Source organism: Pseudoteredinibacter isoporae (genome assembly GCF_011602085.1).
In the GTDB taxonomy this organism is placed as follows: Bacteria; Pseudomonadota; Gammaproteobacteria; order Pseudomonadales; family Cellvibrionaceae; genus Pseudoteredinibacter; species Pseudoteredinibacter isoporae.
This window is the reverse complement of the sequence record NZ_JAAONY010000002.1, coordinates 1,341,620-1,357,988: the sequence shown is the minus strand read 5'-3', so window position 1 is coordinate 1,357,988 and position 16,369 is coordinate 1,341,620. Positions and strand designations below refer to the sequence as shown.

12 protein-coding genes are annotated in these 16,369 nt (G+C 50.3%); 8 read left to right on the top strand and 4 right to left on the bottom strand.

Translation table 11 applies throughout. From position 1 onward, the window contains the following. Positions 1 to 16 precede the first annotated feature (16 nt). The 4 genes from G8768_RS14425 (at position 17) to G8768_RS14410 (ending at position 3,831) form a co-directional block, all read left to right on the top strand. The gene (locus G8768_RS14425; protein ID WP_166845516.1) at positions 17 to 1,510 is read left to right on the top strand and encodes an ATP-binding protein; all 1,494 of its coding nucleotides are present in this window, start codon (positions 17 to 19) and stop codon (positions 1,508 to 1,510) included. Positions 1,511 to 1,567: 57 nt separating this feature from the next. Next, positions 1,568 to 2,242, top strand: coding sequence for a response regulator (locus G8768_RS14420; protein WP_166847454.1), 675 nt, complete (start codon positions 1,568 to 1,570; stop codon positions 2,240 to 2,242). 152 nt (positions 2,243 to 2,394) lie between these two features. Next, complete coding sequence (locus tag G8768_RS14415; RefSeq protein ID WP_166845518.1) at positions 2,395 to 2,847, top strand: DUF2141 domain-containing protein; 453 nt, start codon at positions 2,395 to 2,397, stop codon at positions 2,845 to 2,847. A gap of 141 nt (positions 2,848 to 2,988) precedes the next feature. Further along, the gene (locus G8768_RS14410) at positions 2,989 to 3,831 is read left to right on the top strand and encodes a sterol desaturase family protein (protein ID WP_167202777.1); all 843 of its coding nucleotides are present in this window, start codon (positions 2,989 to 2,991) and stop codon (positions 3,829 to 3,831) included. A 63-nt stretch (positions 3,832 to 3,894) separates the two neighbouring features. Here G8768_RS14410 and G8768_RS14405 read toward each other — a convergent pair whose 3' ends face one another. Next, positions 3,895 to 6,366: a zinc-dependent metalloprotease gene (locus G8768_RS14405; RefSeq protein ID WP_166845522.1), complete on the bottom strand. Its 2,472-nt coding sequence runs from the start codon at positions 6,364 to 6,366 to the stop codon at positions 3,895 to 3,897. Between the two features lie 237 nt (positions 6,367 to 6,603). Here G8768_RS14405 and G8768_RS14400 point away from each other — a divergent pair, with 237 nt between their 5' ends. Next, positions 6,604 to 7,902, top strand: a complete 1,299-nt coding sequence (locus G8768_RS14400; RefSeq protein ID WP_166845524.1) for a valine--pyruvate transaminase — start codon at positions 6,604 to 6,606, stop codon at positions 7,900 to 7,902. A 192-nt stretch (positions 7,903 to 8,094) separates the two neighbouring features. After that, complete coding sequence (locus tag G8768_RS14395; RefSeq protein WP_166845526.1) at positions 8,095 to 9,024, top strand: DHH family phosphoesterase; 930 nt, start codon at positions 8,095 to 8,097, stop codon at positions 9,022 to 9,024. Between the two features lie 23 nt (positions 9,025 to 9,047). Here G8768_RS14395 and G8768_RS14390 read toward each other — a convergent pair whose 3' ends face one another. Then, complete coding sequence (locus G8768_RS14390; RefSeq protein WP_166847457.1) at positions 9,048 to 9,581, bottom strand: lytic transglycosylase domain-containing protein; 534 nt, start codon at positions 9,579 to 9,581, stop codon at positions 9,048 to 9,050. Positions 9,582 to 9,730: 149 nt separating this feature from the next. Continuing rightward, complete coding sequence (locus G8768_RS14385; protein ID WP_166845528.1) at positions 9,731 to 11,467, bottom strand: proline--tRNA ligase; 1,737 nt, start codon at positions 11,465 to 11,467, stop codon at positions 9,731 to 9,733. A 239-nt stretch (positions 11,468 to 11,706) separates the two neighbouring features. Between G8768_RS14385 and G8768_RS14380 the strand changes: the two genes are divergently transcribed. Then, the gene (locus G8768_RS14380) at positions 11,707 to 12,159 is read left to right on the top strand and encodes an HIT domain-containing protein (protein ID WP_243749502.1); all 453 of its coding nucleotides are present in this window, start codon (positions 11,707 to 11,709) and stop codon (positions 12,157 to 12,159) included. Between the two features lie 74 nt (positions 12,160 to 12,233). On the opposite strand, the gene G8768_RS14375 is transcribed toward G8768_RS14380, so the two are convergent. Then, a complete protein-coding gene (locus G8768_RS14375; protein ID WP_166845530.1) occupies positions 12,234 to 14,843 on the bottom strand; it encodes a TonB-dependent receptor in 2,610 nt (869 codons plus the stop codon). A gap of 341 nt (positions 14,844 to 15,184) precedes the next feature. Between G8768_RS14375 and G8768_RS14370 the strand changes: the two genes are divergently transcribed. Then, complete coding sequence (locus G8768_RS14370) at positions 15,185 to 16,228, top strand: AraC family transcriptional regulator (RefSeq protein ID WP_166845532.1); 1,044 nt, start codon at positions 15,185 to 15,187, stop codon at positions 16,226 to 16,228. The last annotated feature ends 141 nt before the right edge of the window (positions 16,229 to 16,369 follow it).

The following is a 16,369-nucleotide window of genomic DNA, read 5'->3' as shown; positions in this document are numbered from 1 at the left end:
TGAGTTGAAGAGTGTTATGAAAATCAAGCTGCAAGGCAAATTGTTTCTCGCCTTTTCCCTCGCCACAGCCAGTGTCATACTGTTTGTGGCGTGGTTTGCATACTGGAACTTTGATCGTGGTTTTCGTGAGTATCTTAATCAAGCCGCTATTGAACGCACTGAACCCATTCGCAATGCTCTTGTTGAGCACTATCGCGAAAAGGGAAGTTGGCAGGATTTAAAAGACAATCCCCGTTTGATGCGTCGAATCATTTATCAAACTTTCAATGTTGAACGCCAAAGGCGTTTTCAGGAAAAGACGGGACGGCCTTTGCCTCCCGGCTTGAATAAAAGCGAAGATAAGCATCGCCGCAAGATTTTTGAACGTCATTTTCGTGAAGCACGCTTTCTGCGAATATATGATGAGCAGGGCGAGTTGCTGATATCGTCGCCCAAATGGCCAGTTGTCAGTGATGACCCAAAGAAAGCTAGCCAAAATCGCGATGGATTGCACGATGAACTAAGAGTGTCCCTTAAGCTGGATGGTGAGACAATTGGCAGTTTTGCAATTCGCAAAGCCAAGTTGCAAAAAAATCGTCCAGACTATGAGTTTCGCCGCAAACAGCTGCATAAAATTTGGGTTGCCGTTGGCTTTGCCCTGATAGTGTCCGGGTTGTTAGCCTGGTTGCTGGCGCGCCATCTGATTTCCCCCATCAGGGATTTGGCTGAAGGTTCCAAATCTCTGGGGGAGGGTGACTACAGTCGCCGGGTGGAGGTTCGTGGTAATGATGAGTTGGCCAGCCTTGGTCGGGACTTTAACCAGCTCGCGCTGACGCTGGAAAAAAATGAACAATCCCGCCAGCAATGGATTGCTGATATCTCCCATGAGTTGCGCACGCCCCTGGCAGTATTACGAGGTGAAATCGAGGCGGTGCTGGACGGTGTGAGAAAGTTTAATGCCGATAACGTTCAATCTCTGCATGCCGAAGTTCTGGCGTTGAGTCGCCTGGTCGACGATTTGTATCAGTTGGCGTTGTCTGACGCGGGTGCATTGGACTATCGCTTTGCTCGGGAAAATGCGCGAGAGCTTTTGGAACTTTCGCTGGATGCCTTCGAATTGCGCTTCAAAAAGGCCAATCTGAATCTGCACGCCGATGGTCTGGAAAATCTGAACAGTTATATTCGCGCCGATCGCAAACGCTTTGCCCAGCTGATGCATAATCTTTTGGAAAACAGTTTGCGTTATACCGATGCGGGTGGTGAGGCGATGTTGACTGCAGAGGCCGTGGCAAACGAATTGAAAATTACCCTGCAAGATTCGTCACCGTCGGTTTCGGCTGCGGACATGCCCAAGATCTTTGAACGCCTGTATCGTGTGGATCAATCCCGCAGCAGGGAGCATGGCGGCTCGGGTTTAGGATTATCCTTATGCCAGAATATTGTCGAGGCCCATGGTGGTCGTATTGATGCAGCGCCTTCGGATTTAGGTGGCCTGAAAATCACTTTGTATATGCCAAACTATGAAAACTGAATGTTTACTTTTATGGCATAAGCTTGCAGTGAAAAATACAGTGCTGAGATGGATATGATGAAAGAGAAAATACTCATTGTTGAAGATGAGCCAAAGTTGGCCCAATTACTGAATGACTATCTGGAACAGGAACTCTATGAGTGCCACACCATTGCAGATGGACTGGACGTTGTAGACTGGGTAAAAGCCGAGCAACCCAATTTGATTTTGCTCGACCTCATGTTACCGGGAAAAGACGGCATGAGTATTTGCCGTGAGATACGCCAGTTCTCCAGCCTGCCCATTATTATGACTACCGCCAAAGTGGAGGAAATCGATCGTTTGTTGGGACTGGAATTGGGTGCCGACGATTATATCTGTAAGCCCTACAGCCCAAGAGAGGTGGTGGCACGTGTCAAAGCGGTGATGCGGCGTTATAAGTCTTCACCGGAAGATGAAGCGCAGCAAGGCGATGTTCTGATCGACGAAAGCAGTTATCAGGTGAGTGTCTTCGGACAGACCCTTGAACTTACCCCGGTGGAGTTTCGGTTGTTTCATTATCTGTATCGTCATGCAGGGCAAGTGTTTTCCCGCGATCAGTTGATGGACAAACTCTACAACGATGGTCGTGTGGTGACAGACCGTACCGTCGATAGCCACATTAAAAATCTGCGACGCAAACTGGCGGCTGTAACGGAACAAGAGTTGATTCACTCGGTGTATGGCGTGGGTTATCGTTTCGAGAATATCTAGGGCCTGTTTCTTCCCCAATACCGTTCCCCCCCCCAAAAAAAAACAACAACTGTGAGCCGCCGCTAAACGGAAAATAGCGGACTATTAATGCCGTCTTAATATCGCAGTTGTATGATTTCTGCCAATGTGATTCTTCCATGATAAGGACTGTTATGAGGCAGAAATTAAAGAGTTTGTTGTGCACGGCAATTCCATTACTGTTTTCTACGTTAAGTTTCAGTGCAGATCTTGATATTGAAATATCCGGTGTAAAGAGTAATGCCGGTGCTATCCTGCTTGTGTTGATAGATAATCAGAAATCTTACCAAAATTTGCTAAATGGGGAGATGAATGAGGAGGTGTATGCCTACTACCTGTTATCCCCCTATGGGGACCGTATAGAGCTAAGCATAAAAAACTATCCAGAAGGTGAATATGTGATGGTTGTCATGCATGATGAAAATTCTAATGGTGAACTTGATACCTCAAAGTTCGGAATTCCAACCGAAGGGTTTGGCATTTCCAATTATGCTGGGGGAGACTTGCCTGGCTATGAAGAGGCGAAAGTTCGTGTGGATGGCAAAGCCAAGGGGTCAACAAAGATGCTGATTCATTATCCGAGATGAAATCGATCTTTATCTAACGCGATCTAGGGAAAAATTCATCTGTGTTAAGCAAAGGATATAAATCAAGATCGCTTTAAGGCCGTTGGAATACCTTGTGTTGGTGTTTTTCATAAATCTGTCAGACTGAGGTAACTCAAGACTATGGATTATCTTATACTCATTCTGGTGGTTGTTACGACGTTCACCGGTTTGGAATATTTATTTGGTCCGAGGCGTCAACCCCTGTTGTTCTCCAGGCCTGATGCTAAGGTCGATTTAGCCTTTTTAGTCTTCAATGAGCTGATAACCAAGTGGTTCGAATACCTGATTCTGTTTGGGTTTGTCGCCGTCTTGGTTTATTTCTTTGGGGATGATTCCGAAAAGGCCTTGTCTGTTACCCGGCAGGATTTTAATCGAGGTCAACTTTCTATTGCTCCAAGTTACTTCATGGAGGCCATATCTGCTTGGCCCTTTTATTGGAAATTGTTATTAGGTCTATTGGTGGCCGATTTTTTCGGATACTGGACTCATCGGATTTTCCACTGGGGTAAGCTTTGGAAGTATCACGCTGTGCATCACAGCCCGGAACAGCTGGATTGGTTCTCTACGGGGCGAGTTCACCCCGTGGATGCCCTCTGTTTGGGGGTTGTTCAGTCAATGCCTATCCTGTTGTTGGGTTTTGATGCGTCTGTATTTATTGCCGCAGCTCCAACGATTACTGTGCTTACGATCTTGTCTCATGCCAATGTAAATTGGGATTTTGGGCCACTGCGTTACTTTATTATCTCCCCGAAATTTCACAGGTGGCATCATACCAGTGAAAAAGAGGGTATCGACAAGAACTTTGCAGGCCTGTTTCCATTTTACGATATCATTTTTGGCACCTGGTACATGCCAGCGTCAATGCCGGAAAAGTTTGGGGCGGGGAATACCAAGGTTCCCAAAGGGTTCTGGGGGCAGCTGAAGTTTCCGTTTGCTCGATCTTTAAAATCGGAGAACGAATAAAATCTTAGTGTGAGTTCGCAAAGGACGGGGCGGCGTTTTACCGCCCCAATTTTTAAAAGGTGTTTAGATGGGATCGCCCGGTGGCAGATCAATGCTCTTTAAGTGGCTCTCTTGTTTCTTCAGCCAACTTTCAATATTTCTGGCGACTTGCTGTTCGTGAGCATCGGCTTTGCGCTTGCTCTTTAGGCGTTTGGCCAGACCGGCGAGTTTATGGTTCAGTTCGGCGCGTACACTGTGGCTGCTGTTCTTGTTTGCTGCCGCATCGGCCATTTTCTGCACCACGACTTGTTGAACCACTTTCTGAATCTGGCGATCCTGTGGGTCTTTCGCCGGCTTGATGTCCCAGCTCGCTTTGAGCAGACGATTCAAGACCTGATCAACACTCGGATAATCTCCACGAACCGAAAAGTTTTCCAGACGCTGCAAACGCTCGGGTCGGAGAATTTGCTCGACGCTTAATGCTGCTGATGCTTCGATGGCGGCGTCGGTATCGAAGATCAAGTTAGCGCGTCCGGCCAATGTCTCGCCTTGGTTAAAGCGTCCCTCCGCCGGGGTGATCAGTTCCAGTGCAGCTGTCGGCAGGCGCAGGAATTCCGGGCTCAGGCTTTGCAGAATCAAATCCAGAGCACGCAGTTGTTCTTTGGCGGGAACAATGTGAATGGTTTGTTGACCATCACCACGGCTGGCGTAGCGATAGTCTGCGCCCCCCAAGGTCTGTGCAGCAGCATTGAGCTGGAAGCGATGGTGCATATAGCTCGGCAGAAGAATGTAACGCAGGTTGCTGTAGGGCTCATCCGGGCGCAGCAGATGCTCTCCGAAATTGTCCAGAATGATGCGACGAACCTTGTATTCGTGCTCAAGCTGATCAACCAGATTGCTGCCATTGTCCCAAACCGACGTTTTAGGGTGGGCCGCGCGGGTGAATTTGTTGTTGATGTGGTTAACGTAAATCAGATCACGATCAATGCTCTCTTTGATAATCGCAGCCAGCTCGGCTTGCTCTTTGTCTTTATCAAATTCTCCGTACAACCAACGCACACTCAATTTATCGTATTCACCGATGCGTTGCAGATAAGCGTTGCTCACATCGAGTTTGCCATCTTTGATGTCGATCAGTGGTGCAGGGTAGTCCATCACACTTTCGCGGCCATAGCTGGAGGCCATAAAGTTGTGGGGCAGGCCGATGGTGTGGCCGACCTCGTGAGCTGACAACTGACGTACACGAGCCAGTGCCATTTCAACGGCGGCTTTATCACTGCCACTGGCCATCTTGGCGAGATAATCAAAGCTGGGTGAATCTGCCAGCTGGCACATGCTGTGCTCATCCATCGAGTACCCTTCCAGAGCCTTGCGGGCATGAAGATAATCCTGACGCAGGCGGAGGCTGCCAAGGTTGACGTTACCTTTGATGATCTCACCGGTACGTGGGTCCATGATAAAGCTGCCGTAGGAATAGCCGCGGGTACGACGGTGTGTCCAGTGGATCATGTTGTAGCGGGAATCCTGAGGGTCAGCATCTTCCGGGAGCACTTCCACTTTAAAGGCATTGATAAAACCGGCCGCTTCAAAGGCATCCTCCCACCACATGGCACCTTCAATCAATGCGCTGCGGATCGGTTCTGGCGTACCGCCGTCCACGTAGTAAACAATTGGTTCTTTTACTTCTGAACGCTCACGTTCGGGGAATTTTTTCTCCAGACGATGGCGGCCAGCAAGGCGAACAAACAAATCCTGTTCAATGGCGCTGCCATAATCCTGATAGGTCAAACCCAGGCTGCCAATACGCGGGTCGGCATAGCGCGGCGTGTAACCTTCGGGGGCTGCAATGAAGGTATGGTGTTGGCGCAGGCTTACGGAATTTGCATTGGCGGCGACATGGCGAACCAGTTTGCCGGGCTTCTTACTGGCGTAAGTCAGATTCACTTCCACTTCGGTATTGTTCGGGAACGCTTTGGTGCGCTCCAGGTGAAAGCTGCTGCGTTTTTTGTCGAGGGTAAACTTACCCTGCTTGGCGTTAGCCAGACGAGCGATTACCTGATGGGTATCGCGCAGGAAATAATCATTGGCTTTCAACAGATACTTGTCGCCACTTCTGGCAACAATCGGGAAGGCCCACTGTACAGATTGTGCAAAGGCTTCCTGCACGGCTTTGCGTTCGGCCGGGTTATCTGTGTCGGCGCGGAAGCGGTAGTTCTTTTCCCAGAAATAGATTTTCGGGCCCACCTTGCGGGCTTCTAGTACAAAGGTGTGTCCGAGCTGACCGCGATCGAGGCCGACGGGGTTGCTGCCCAGTCCTGAGGCGAGAGAAACCTGATAGATAAATTCTTTATCCAGTTCGGCGATGGCCATATAAAGATCGCCTTTTTCTTCATCCCAATAGAGATCCACAAAGCCGGGCATGGCGTGCATGCCTTTGGTCTTACTGGCGATGGAAGGCAATGCCGCCAGACTGCTGTTGGCGCTAAGCCATAAAATACAAAAACTCAGCAACAGTTGGAGAGGGCGCCTGGCCCATAAATGCAGCGTGGGAAACATGTTTATTATCCTGGTTGATTGATGATTAGGCTCTCTTGATCAAGCGCAGCTCTATCGGGTGCAGACGGAAGCCTTGTCTGCTCCGATTACAAGACGAATAAATCGCCAGGGAACGCATTGAATCGTCTTATGGTCGGTGAGGTGCCCTGGCAATGGTCGATTTTGGCCGGTAAACAGGGTAGTCTGGCCCTATTGGGCCGACGCACAGTCGGCAATTGAAGTTGATGGTGTGGAACGATGGCTAAGGATTCAAAAACACCGCCAAATGCCAACAATGGGCTCTCACGGCTCGGGCAAAAAATGGCCGGTGATTCGGGTATTGTTAATCTGATGGACGACCTGGGGCAGGCCCTGGCGCTCAGACCCGATATGATTTTTATGGGTGGTGGCAACCCCAGCCGCATTACCGAGTTGGAAGATATTTTTGCGGAAAAACTACAAGCGGTTTTGGCCGACGAGCGCGAGCGCCACAAACTGTTCGGTATTTATCAATCGCCCCAGGGCGAGTTGGAGTTTCTGGAAGCGGTAGCAAAGCTGCTTAATGAGGAATTGTCCTGGCCGGTGTCGGCAAAGAATATTGCCGTCAGCAACGGTTCGCAGTCCGCATTTTTTAACCTGTTCAATATGTTTGCCGGTCGGCAGAACGATGGCAGCTATAAAAAGATTCAGTTGCCCTTGGCGCCTGAGTATCTTGGCTACGCGGATGTTGGCGTTGAAGACGATTTATTTGTTGCGGCCAAACCGAGAATTGAAGAGCTGGACGATCACCTGTTCAAGTATCGAGTGGATTTCGAAGAGTTGAATATCGGTGAAGATATCGGGGCCATTTGCGTTTCCCGTCCAACGAACCCAACCGGCAATGTGCTGACCGATGGCGAAATTGCCAAGCTGGATCAGCTGGCGCGCAGCAAGGGCATTCCCCTGATCATTGATGGCGCCTATGGCATTCCCTTCCCGAATATGATTTTCAGCGAAGCCCGGCCCCATTGGAATGACAACACGATTGTGGTGTTCAGCTTTTCCAAGCTGGGCTTGCCAGGGGCTCGCACCGGCATTGTGGTGGCCAGCGAGGAGGTTATTCAGGCTTTCACCAATACCAACACCATTGTCAGCCTGGCCTCGGGTACGCTCGGTCCCAGTATTGGCAAGCAATTGTTTGCCGATGGCAGTATTTTGCGCATCAGTAATGACATTATTCGTCCCTACTATCAGCAGGCTGCTGAGTCTGCCTGTGAAGCGGTGAAGCAGTCCTTTGGTGAGTTGCCTTATCGGCTGCATAAGCCCGAGGGTGCCATGTTCTTCTGGCTGTGGTTTAAGGGGCTGCCTATCAGCAGTGAAGAGCTGTACCAACGCCTGAAGCAGCGCGGTGTGCTGGTGGTGGCAGGGCATCACTTCTTTGTTGGCCTTGACGAGGATTGGGCCCATAAGGACGAGTGTCTGCGGGTCACGTACAGCCAAAGCCCCGAGGTGGTGGCAAAGGGTATCGACATCATTGCCCAGGAAGTGCGTAAAGCCTATCAGGAGGCCGGGCAATAGCCCTGGCCGCCGCTTCCGCCATCCGACAAGATTTCCTATCGTTATCAAGGGATTAGCGGCCATTGGTCGCCTAATCCGCCGATTTTCCTTTCTCCCTTAAGCAAATCCACAGCAGGCCGCTATAGCTTGGACTATGGTTAAGAAAAGGCCTCGAAACGGGCCTTGTTCGGCTGTTTTGCAAAAGGTGAGAGAATGACAACAAAGCAATATCGATTGGTAACCCGCAGTGATTTTGACGGGTTGGTGTGTGCAGTTCTGTTAAAGCATTTGGATATCGTATCGGACATCAAGTTTGTGCATCCCAAAGATATGCAGGATGGCAAGGTTGATATTGACGACAACGATATCACCACCAATCTGCCTTATGTACCCGCCGTTCACCTGGCCTTTGATCATCACCATTCTGAAGCGGTGCGCAATGACGCCGCTCCGAATTATATTATCGATCCGGAAGCGCCTTCAGCGGCGAGAGTGGTTTTTGATCATTACGGTGGATTTGACGTGTTCCCGCGTCTCTGGGAAGAGATGATGGAAGCGGTAGACAAAGCCGACTCCGCGCAATATGAGCGTGAAGATATTGTGAACCCGAAAAACTGGGAACTGCTGAACTTTATTATGGATGCCCGTACCGGTTTGGGTCGCTTTCGGGAATTCAGAATTTCCAACTATGAGCTTATGATGCAGCTCATTGATTACTGTGCCAATCACAACATCGATGAAATTCTTGAATTGCCCGATGTTAAAGAGCGGGTGGATATGTATCGTGAGCATCACCTGTTGTTTATGGATCAGATCAAGCAGAACAGCACCGTGCACGGCAATCTGGTGGTGTTGGATTTACAGGCTCAAGACCCAATCTGGGCGGGCAATCGCTTTATGATTTATGCCTTGTATCCTGAAGTAAATATATCTATCCATCGCATGTGGGGACTGAAACAACAGAACACCGTGTTTGCGGTGGGCAAATCCATTCTGGATCGAAGTTCCCAAACCAATGTCGGTGAATTGATGCTGAAATATGGTGGCGGTGGTCACCTGGCGGCGGGCACCTGCCAGATTGAAAACGATAAAGCCGATGAAGTGCTGGAAGAATTAATTGCCAGTATTAATGCTGACGGCTAAGCGCTGACCTGAACGATTTGATTTTAGCGCCACTGATCCCAGGCGTTTAAGACTTTTCTGCTGTAGCGGTAGCTGCCATAGCTGCCGTTGTAGCGCGCCAGGGCTTCTGGCCAACGCCCTTTTTCCCGATCCAAATAGTGTCGCAAAATCGTGCAGCCATAGCGCAGATTGGTATCCATTTTGGTGAGGTTATCTTGGGGGCGACCAATTTCTTTTTTCCAAAACGGCATCACTTGCATCATGCCCTGGGCACCCACTTTTGAAATCGCAAAGCGATCAAAATGGCTTTCGATCTGAATCACAGCAAGAACCATTTCTGGCGGCAGCTTTTGTCGACTGGCTTCACGATGAACTGCTTTTAAGATGCGCAAACGCTTTTCAGGATCTTTCACATAGCGCTTTAGCACTTGGGATTTGGCGACCAACCATACCTCAGCGTCGAAGCGATCGACAAAGCTATCTGCCGTTGCAATGCTGGATTTCAGTCTCTTGCGTAGCTCGGGGTCAACTTCCTGGGCTTGTGCAAAGGTAAGAGAAGGGAGCCAGCACAGCAGCATCAAGAGCCCAATATGGGCGAGAGGTGTTCTTGGCTTGTGCTGGTATCTGGACATAAGGTTTTGAATAACTTCCGGGCCGATGGCCACGAAAGCGCCTCAGAATGGCGTTTTCGTGGTAAGTCTCAGTCGGCTGTTCCTCAAGGTGTTGCTCAGGAAATAGCAGCACCCAGTTTTTCGCTCAGGAAACTGGCCAGGTCATCACGGGCAACATCCTGGCTTTGCTCATCACGACGGCCTTTGTATTCGATGCTGTCTTTGGCCAGACCTTTGTCACCGATTACGAGGCGATGTGGAATGCCCATCAGATCCGTATTGGCCAGCATAACCCCCAGGCGTGCCTTAGCTTCGTCCATCAGAATAACATCAACGCCGGCGGCGCTCAGTTTTTCGTACAGGACTTCGCACTCTGCGGCTACGGCTTCGGACTTGTGCATATTGATGGGCACGATGGCCAACTGGAACGGTGCAATCGCGTCGGGCCAGATAATGCCATTGTCGTCGTGATTCTGCTCGATAGAGGAGGCGACCACACGAGTCACACCGATACCATAGCAACCCATGCTCATCACAACATCTTTGCCGTTTTCATCCAGCACAGAAGCGTTCATGGCCTGGGAATATTTTGTGCCCAGCTGGAAGATGTGACCCACTTCGATACCGCGTTTGATTTCCAGTTTACCTTCACCACAAGGGCTTGGGTCACCGGCAACCACATTGCGAATATCTTCAACCCGGGCCAAAGCGGCATCACGCTCCCAGTTCACACCGGTGTAGTGATAGTCGTCCTCATTGGCGCCACAAATAAAATCAGCCAGATGGGCAGCACTGCGATCAACAATGGTGGCAATGTCCAAACCCGCCGGACCGATAGAGCCTACGCCAACACCCAGCTCTGCTTTGATGCGCTCTTCCGGCGCAAAGCATAATGGATTGGCAATGCCGTCGAGTTTTTCCGCTTTGATGTCATTCAGCTCGTGATCGCCACGCAAAACCAGAGCGACCAATGGGGCCGTTTCCCCTTCTTCCGCTTCGCCCAGAACGATCAATGTTTTCACACTGTGCTTTGGATCAGCGTTTAAAAATTCGCTGACAGCCGCAATGGTTTTCTGATCCGGGGTGTGAACTTTGTTCATTTCTGCGCTGGCCGCCGGGCGTTCGCCGGCAGGGGCCAAAGCTTCGGCTTTTTCAACATTGGCGGCGTAATCGCTGCTGTCGCTGAAGACGATATCATCTTCACCGCTTTGTGCGAGTACGTGAAACTCGTGTGAGTGTGCACCACCGATGGAGCCGGTATCGGCCAGCACGGGGCGATAATCCAAACCGATGCGGTTAAAGATGCTGCAGTAGGTGCTGTGCATCACATCGTAGGTTTCCTGCAACGACTCGGCATTGCTGTGGAACGAGTAGGCGTCTTTCATCACAAATTCGCGCGAGCGCATTACGCCGAAACGTGGGCGAATCTCGTCACGGAATTTGGTTTGAATCTGATAGAAGTTCGCAGGCAGCTGTTTGTAGGAGCTGATCTCGTTGCGAATCATGTCGGTAATCACTTCCTCATGGGTTGGCCCCAGGCAGAAGTCACGTTGATGGCGGTCCTGCAGACGAGCAAGTTCGGGGCCATATTCCTGCCAGCGTCCTGATTCCTGCCACAGTTCGGAAGGCTGAACGACCGGCATCATCACTTCCTGTGCGCCGGATTTGTTCATCTCTTCACGCACAATGGTTTCCACTTTGCGCAGTACGCGTAAGCCCATCGGTAACCAGGTATACAGGCCAGAAGCCAGCTTGCGGATCATACCGGCTCTCAGCATCAGCTGGTGGCTGATAACCTCGGCGTCGGCAGGGGTTTCTTTTAAAGTAGCGATCAAAAATCGACTGGCACGCATAGTGGTCTGTATCTCATATCAAGCGGTTTGCGGTTGTGCCCGGTCTTGCTATGCTGGAAGTACGCGGCATGGGTGATCCGGGCCCGCTGCCCACATTTCGATCAGGCAGCAAATGAACCCGCTATTCTAAGGCGCCAGACTCTGGTGGTCTACGCTGTTTTGTTCGTCTTAGCCCGGTAAAGCCATTTCCGAGCCCGTTTCGGGGTCGGAGTGGTTAAATTTTGACCGAGGATTTTTCTATGGATGAAACCATGGATACCCAGCCCTTTGAGCTGGACCCACAATTAGCCGAATCTACCGTAGTAGTTGGGCATTTCCCGCTGTCATTGGTGCTCTTGAGTAAAGACGCCAACTTTCCCTGGTGCTTATTGGTGCCGAAGCGGGCGAACCACACTGAAATGCATCATCTCAGTGAAACCGATCGCCAACAGTTTGCCCATGAATCGGGTTACTTATCTGAAGCCATGGTGGCTTTGTTCGCGCCCGATAAAATGAACATGGCCGCTCTCGGCAATCATGTTTCGCAGTTGCACATCCATCATGTGGCGCGCTTCAAAGATGATCCAGCCTGGCCCAACCCAATTTGGGGGGCGGTGCCGGCCAAAGCTTATGATGAGGACGAACTGGCTTCCCGCTTGTCACGTTTGCGAAGTGCGCTGGCCTGTGATTTTTTCATTCCTGACGAAGGATGATGACGTCGTTGTTTTTCCAAAGCGAATAAAAAAGCCCGGCAAATGCCGGGCTTTTTTGTTGCATTACATTGATTTTATAAATGCCAGCGACCACGAATGGTAAACGAGCGCGGTTGTTCCAGGGCAGCCTGGTGAGTGCCATTAAACAACGGTGTGTCGTTGACATAACTCAGGGTATCTTCGTCCGTCAGATTGTTGCCAATCAAGCTGACATCCCAGCGGCCATCAGCCGATGCCAGGGTAATGTTGGCATCCACTTTCCAATAGCTTTCCTGCAGAGATACCGGGTCCAGGTCGGCCTGGCGGAAGACATCATCCGTCCAGCTGACATTGAGGTTACTGAGCAATTCAAAATTGTCGCCCAGACTCTGTGTGTGACTCAAACCCATGCTGAATTGCAGCTCGGGAGTGTTTTCCGACGTTTTACCCTGCAAATCGTTCAAGCCGGCGGCTGCGCAGCTGCCGTTGGTGTAGGTGAGCGCTGCTGCTGCCGCACCCAGTGTGCTGCCGGCATTCAGTGCAGCCTCATACGCCGCTTGGCGAGCACTGCTGAATTGCGCTGCGGTACAGGCCTGATTGGGAAAATTCTCATATTCAAAGTCGATATAGGCAAAGGCGGCTTGCATATTGAGCTGGTCTGTCAGCGCCCAGCGTCCGTCAATTTCCAGGCCCTGGGTGACCGCTTTTGCGGCGTTCTGCACAACAAAGGTGGTGCCGCCGGTAAAAATCGACGCCTGCAAATCATCAAACTCGGTGCGGAACAGGGCGAGGTTTAATTCGGCTGCGCCGTCGAGCAAGGTCATTTTACTGCCGACTTCAAAGCTGATGACTTCTTCCTCTTCAAACGAGGCATCCTGAGAATTATCCGGTTGTCCTAATGCCATATAAAACGAGTTAAAACCGCCGGCTTTAAAACCCGTAGAGGCACTGGCGTAAACCATGGTGTCGTTGTTTACATCCCACTGAAAATTGGCGGACCAGGTCAGGCTTTCTTCGTCGCGGCTCATGCCAGGGTCGCTGGGCGTAAAGCTGTGGGTGGAGAATTCACCGACGGTCTCAATCGCGCCTATAAGAAGTGGATTCGTAAGCGCTGTCGTTCCGCCTTCTTCAAAGGCCGCTGCACGGACGCTTTGGGATGCAGATTTTTCTTCTTCGGTGTAACGCAGTCCTAAAGTTAAACGAGTGCTGTCACTGATTTCATAAGTGCCCTGGAAAAAAACCGCCCAACTTTCAGTGCTTTGATCCAGAAGGGCGTAACGGTTGCCACCATTAATGCCAGCGTTGACGAGGGGTTCGAAGGCAGCGGCCTGGCCACAGGCGCTGGCAAGTGCCGCGCCGGCACCACCAGCTGCACCGACGGCACCGGCAACATTGCTGGCGGTTGTGAGGGCATCACCGGACACAAACAAGGCTGGGTAGGCCGCGCCGACTGCACCGGCACAGCCACCGTTTAATAAAGGCTGCAGGGTTCCGAAATTAAAATAACTCAGGCCATCCACGGTGAGGTCTTGTTCCTGATAGAACATACCCGTGATGTAATTAAATTGACCGTCGGTATCCGAAGCGAAACGCAACTCGAAACTTTTCTGATCGAAGTCTTCACTATCGTCAAAACGAACGGAAGGCGTTGGACCAAAATCCGCATCCAGCAAACGCTGAAATTCGTATGCTGAGTGGCCGAGAATTGCGGTAATGGTTCCCTGGTCGGTAACATGTTCCAGGGTGATGGCCGTTTCATTACTGTCGCCATCCAAATGTCCGGCGGCTCCAAAGTCCAGGACGCCGTTTGGATCATTCTGGAATTCACCGTTTGCTCCGAAATGCGTAAACGGGGCGCGGGGAAGATTACCCATACTGATTCGGTAATCTGCTGCACTGCTGATGCCGAATGCTGATAGGCCGCCGGCAACTAAAATATCCCAGGGTTGACCGACTGTGGTGAAGTCCGCTGCTTCGGTTTTCAGTCGTAAGGTTGTGTTCTCACCCAAATCAATTTCCAGGCTTAAACGTCCGGCTTTTTCATCGCTTACGGGAACGTCGGCATTGTAAAAACTGTTGTGAACCCAGCCTTTGTCCATTTCCCGATTCATTAAAAAGAGTCGGCCCCGTACGGAATCACTAAGCGGCCCTGAAATAAAACCCTGCAAATCCGTAGTTTCAAATTCTATGTTGTAGCTCGCACTTAATTGGCCGGCGAGTTCATCGGTAGGTTTGGCGGAGCGAATGTTCAGCGCGCCAGCAATGGTATTTTTTCCAAACAGGGTGCCTTGCGGGCCTCGCAAAATCTCAACGGCTTCCACATCGAGAAACGAGTATCGGGATTGGGTTCCGCGTCCGCGATAGATGCCATCTACAAAAGTACCGACGGATTGTTCAAAACCGGCCTGATTACCTGACTGAATGCCACGAATATTAATTTTATCCCCGATCGGATCTTTGGTGACCGAAAAGCTGGGTACATAGTGATTCATGTCGGTAAAGCTCTGGATGCCCGCATCGGACATCTTTTCTCCACTCATGGCTGAAACCGAAATGGGCACGTCTTGCAGTGATTCTGCGCGCTTCTGTGCGGTGACGATGACTTCTTCCAATGTTTGGGCGTGCCCGCCTGCGGTAAAACACAGGCTGCTAATTGCTATTGTCAGAAGGCGTGTTTTGGGGATTGAAGAGTGTAGTTGTGGCATAGATGTATCCCTGTTTTTTATTATTACGTTTATTGTGATGTGCGTTTATTTTTATGGGCATAGGCATAAAAAGCATAAGCTCGGCCCGTGTTCGAGACTATGCACAGGGCGACATTTGGTTGTCTCGTGAAACCATGTCACTGATTTTGATGTTTTTTGTTTCTATTTTTGTCGTTCAATTTTTTGTGCGTCAGTGCTTGTCTCTGAGTGTTATCTATTAGATGTAAGTGATTGCTGTAGCAAGAAAGTGGGGAGAATGAAGCGAGTGTGGACACATTGGAATAGATAGGCTTCTGTTTATTCTGTTTTTTGATTTTTAAATCACGTATGCTGCGGTTGTGATGTCGTATACTGCGGCCATTAATCCTGACAATATAAAAACAATGGAAAGCTATACCTCCTTAAGTAGTTGGATAACCGCTTTGGAAGCGATTCTTCGGGAGCGAGGTGTATCCTATTCTGATGTCTTGGCCGATGCCGATATCGATGCTGAGTTATTGCGTAATCCCTACGGTCGAGTCGATGTGAGAGTGATTGATCGGGCGTGGAAGATTGCCATAGAGCGTGTAGGTGATGACAATCTGGGAATTCTTTCGGCCCATCTTTGCCAGCCTGTGCACTGGCATGCTCTCGGCCTTGCCATGCTGTGCAGCGCCTCTGTGGCAGAAGCACTGGGAAGGGTTGTTCAATATCAGGAAATTCTGACCAATGTTGTGACCCAGAAAATTGTGCACGACGATCGTCATTTCTGCCTGTATCTGAAAACTAAAATCCCGATTGAACTGGTTGGCCTGGAGGTTGTTGATTTTGGCTTTGCTGGACTGCTGGCTGTGTGCCGCTCGATTTTCCCGGGTGAAATCAAACCCAGCCGAGTGTGTTTACAAAGGCCCGAGCCGACGTCTACAGAGGCTTTTGAGCAGTTTTACGGTTGCACTGTGCAGTTTGGCTGCGAACAACATGAACTGGAATTTCCAGCATCGGTGGCTGACCGAGTATTGGATTATTCGGATCCCCAACTGGCGGCGAGGCAGGACGACCTCGCCCAGGATTATATCCAGCGAATTGTGCAGAACAGTTTCACCCTGAAAACCCAGGATGCGATCAAAGAGCTTCTGCCCAAGGGTGAACCGTCACAGCAGTCCATTGCTGAACGTTTGTGCCTGAGCCCCCGACAATTGCAGCGCCAGTTGCAAAAGGAGGGCAGCAGCTTTACCGCATTGTTGCGCGATGTGCGCATGGAGTTGGCCCAGCAATATTTGCAGCAGCAGTACCGACCCATTACCGAAATAGCCTTATTGCTGGGATTTGCTGATCACAGCAACTTCACACGAGCTTTCAAAAGCTGGTTTGATTGCACGCCTACCGAGTTTCGTGAGCGCTTGTAAAGCCTGCCCACTTGCTGTTTTCCGTCTTATGTCAGTCAGTGCTTAAAGATCTGAATTCTGGGTTGTGCTTGAGTCATGACGCTGGAAAAGCGCTGTACAGCGCAGGAATCTGGACAATATCATGGGATTAATTTAAATTAA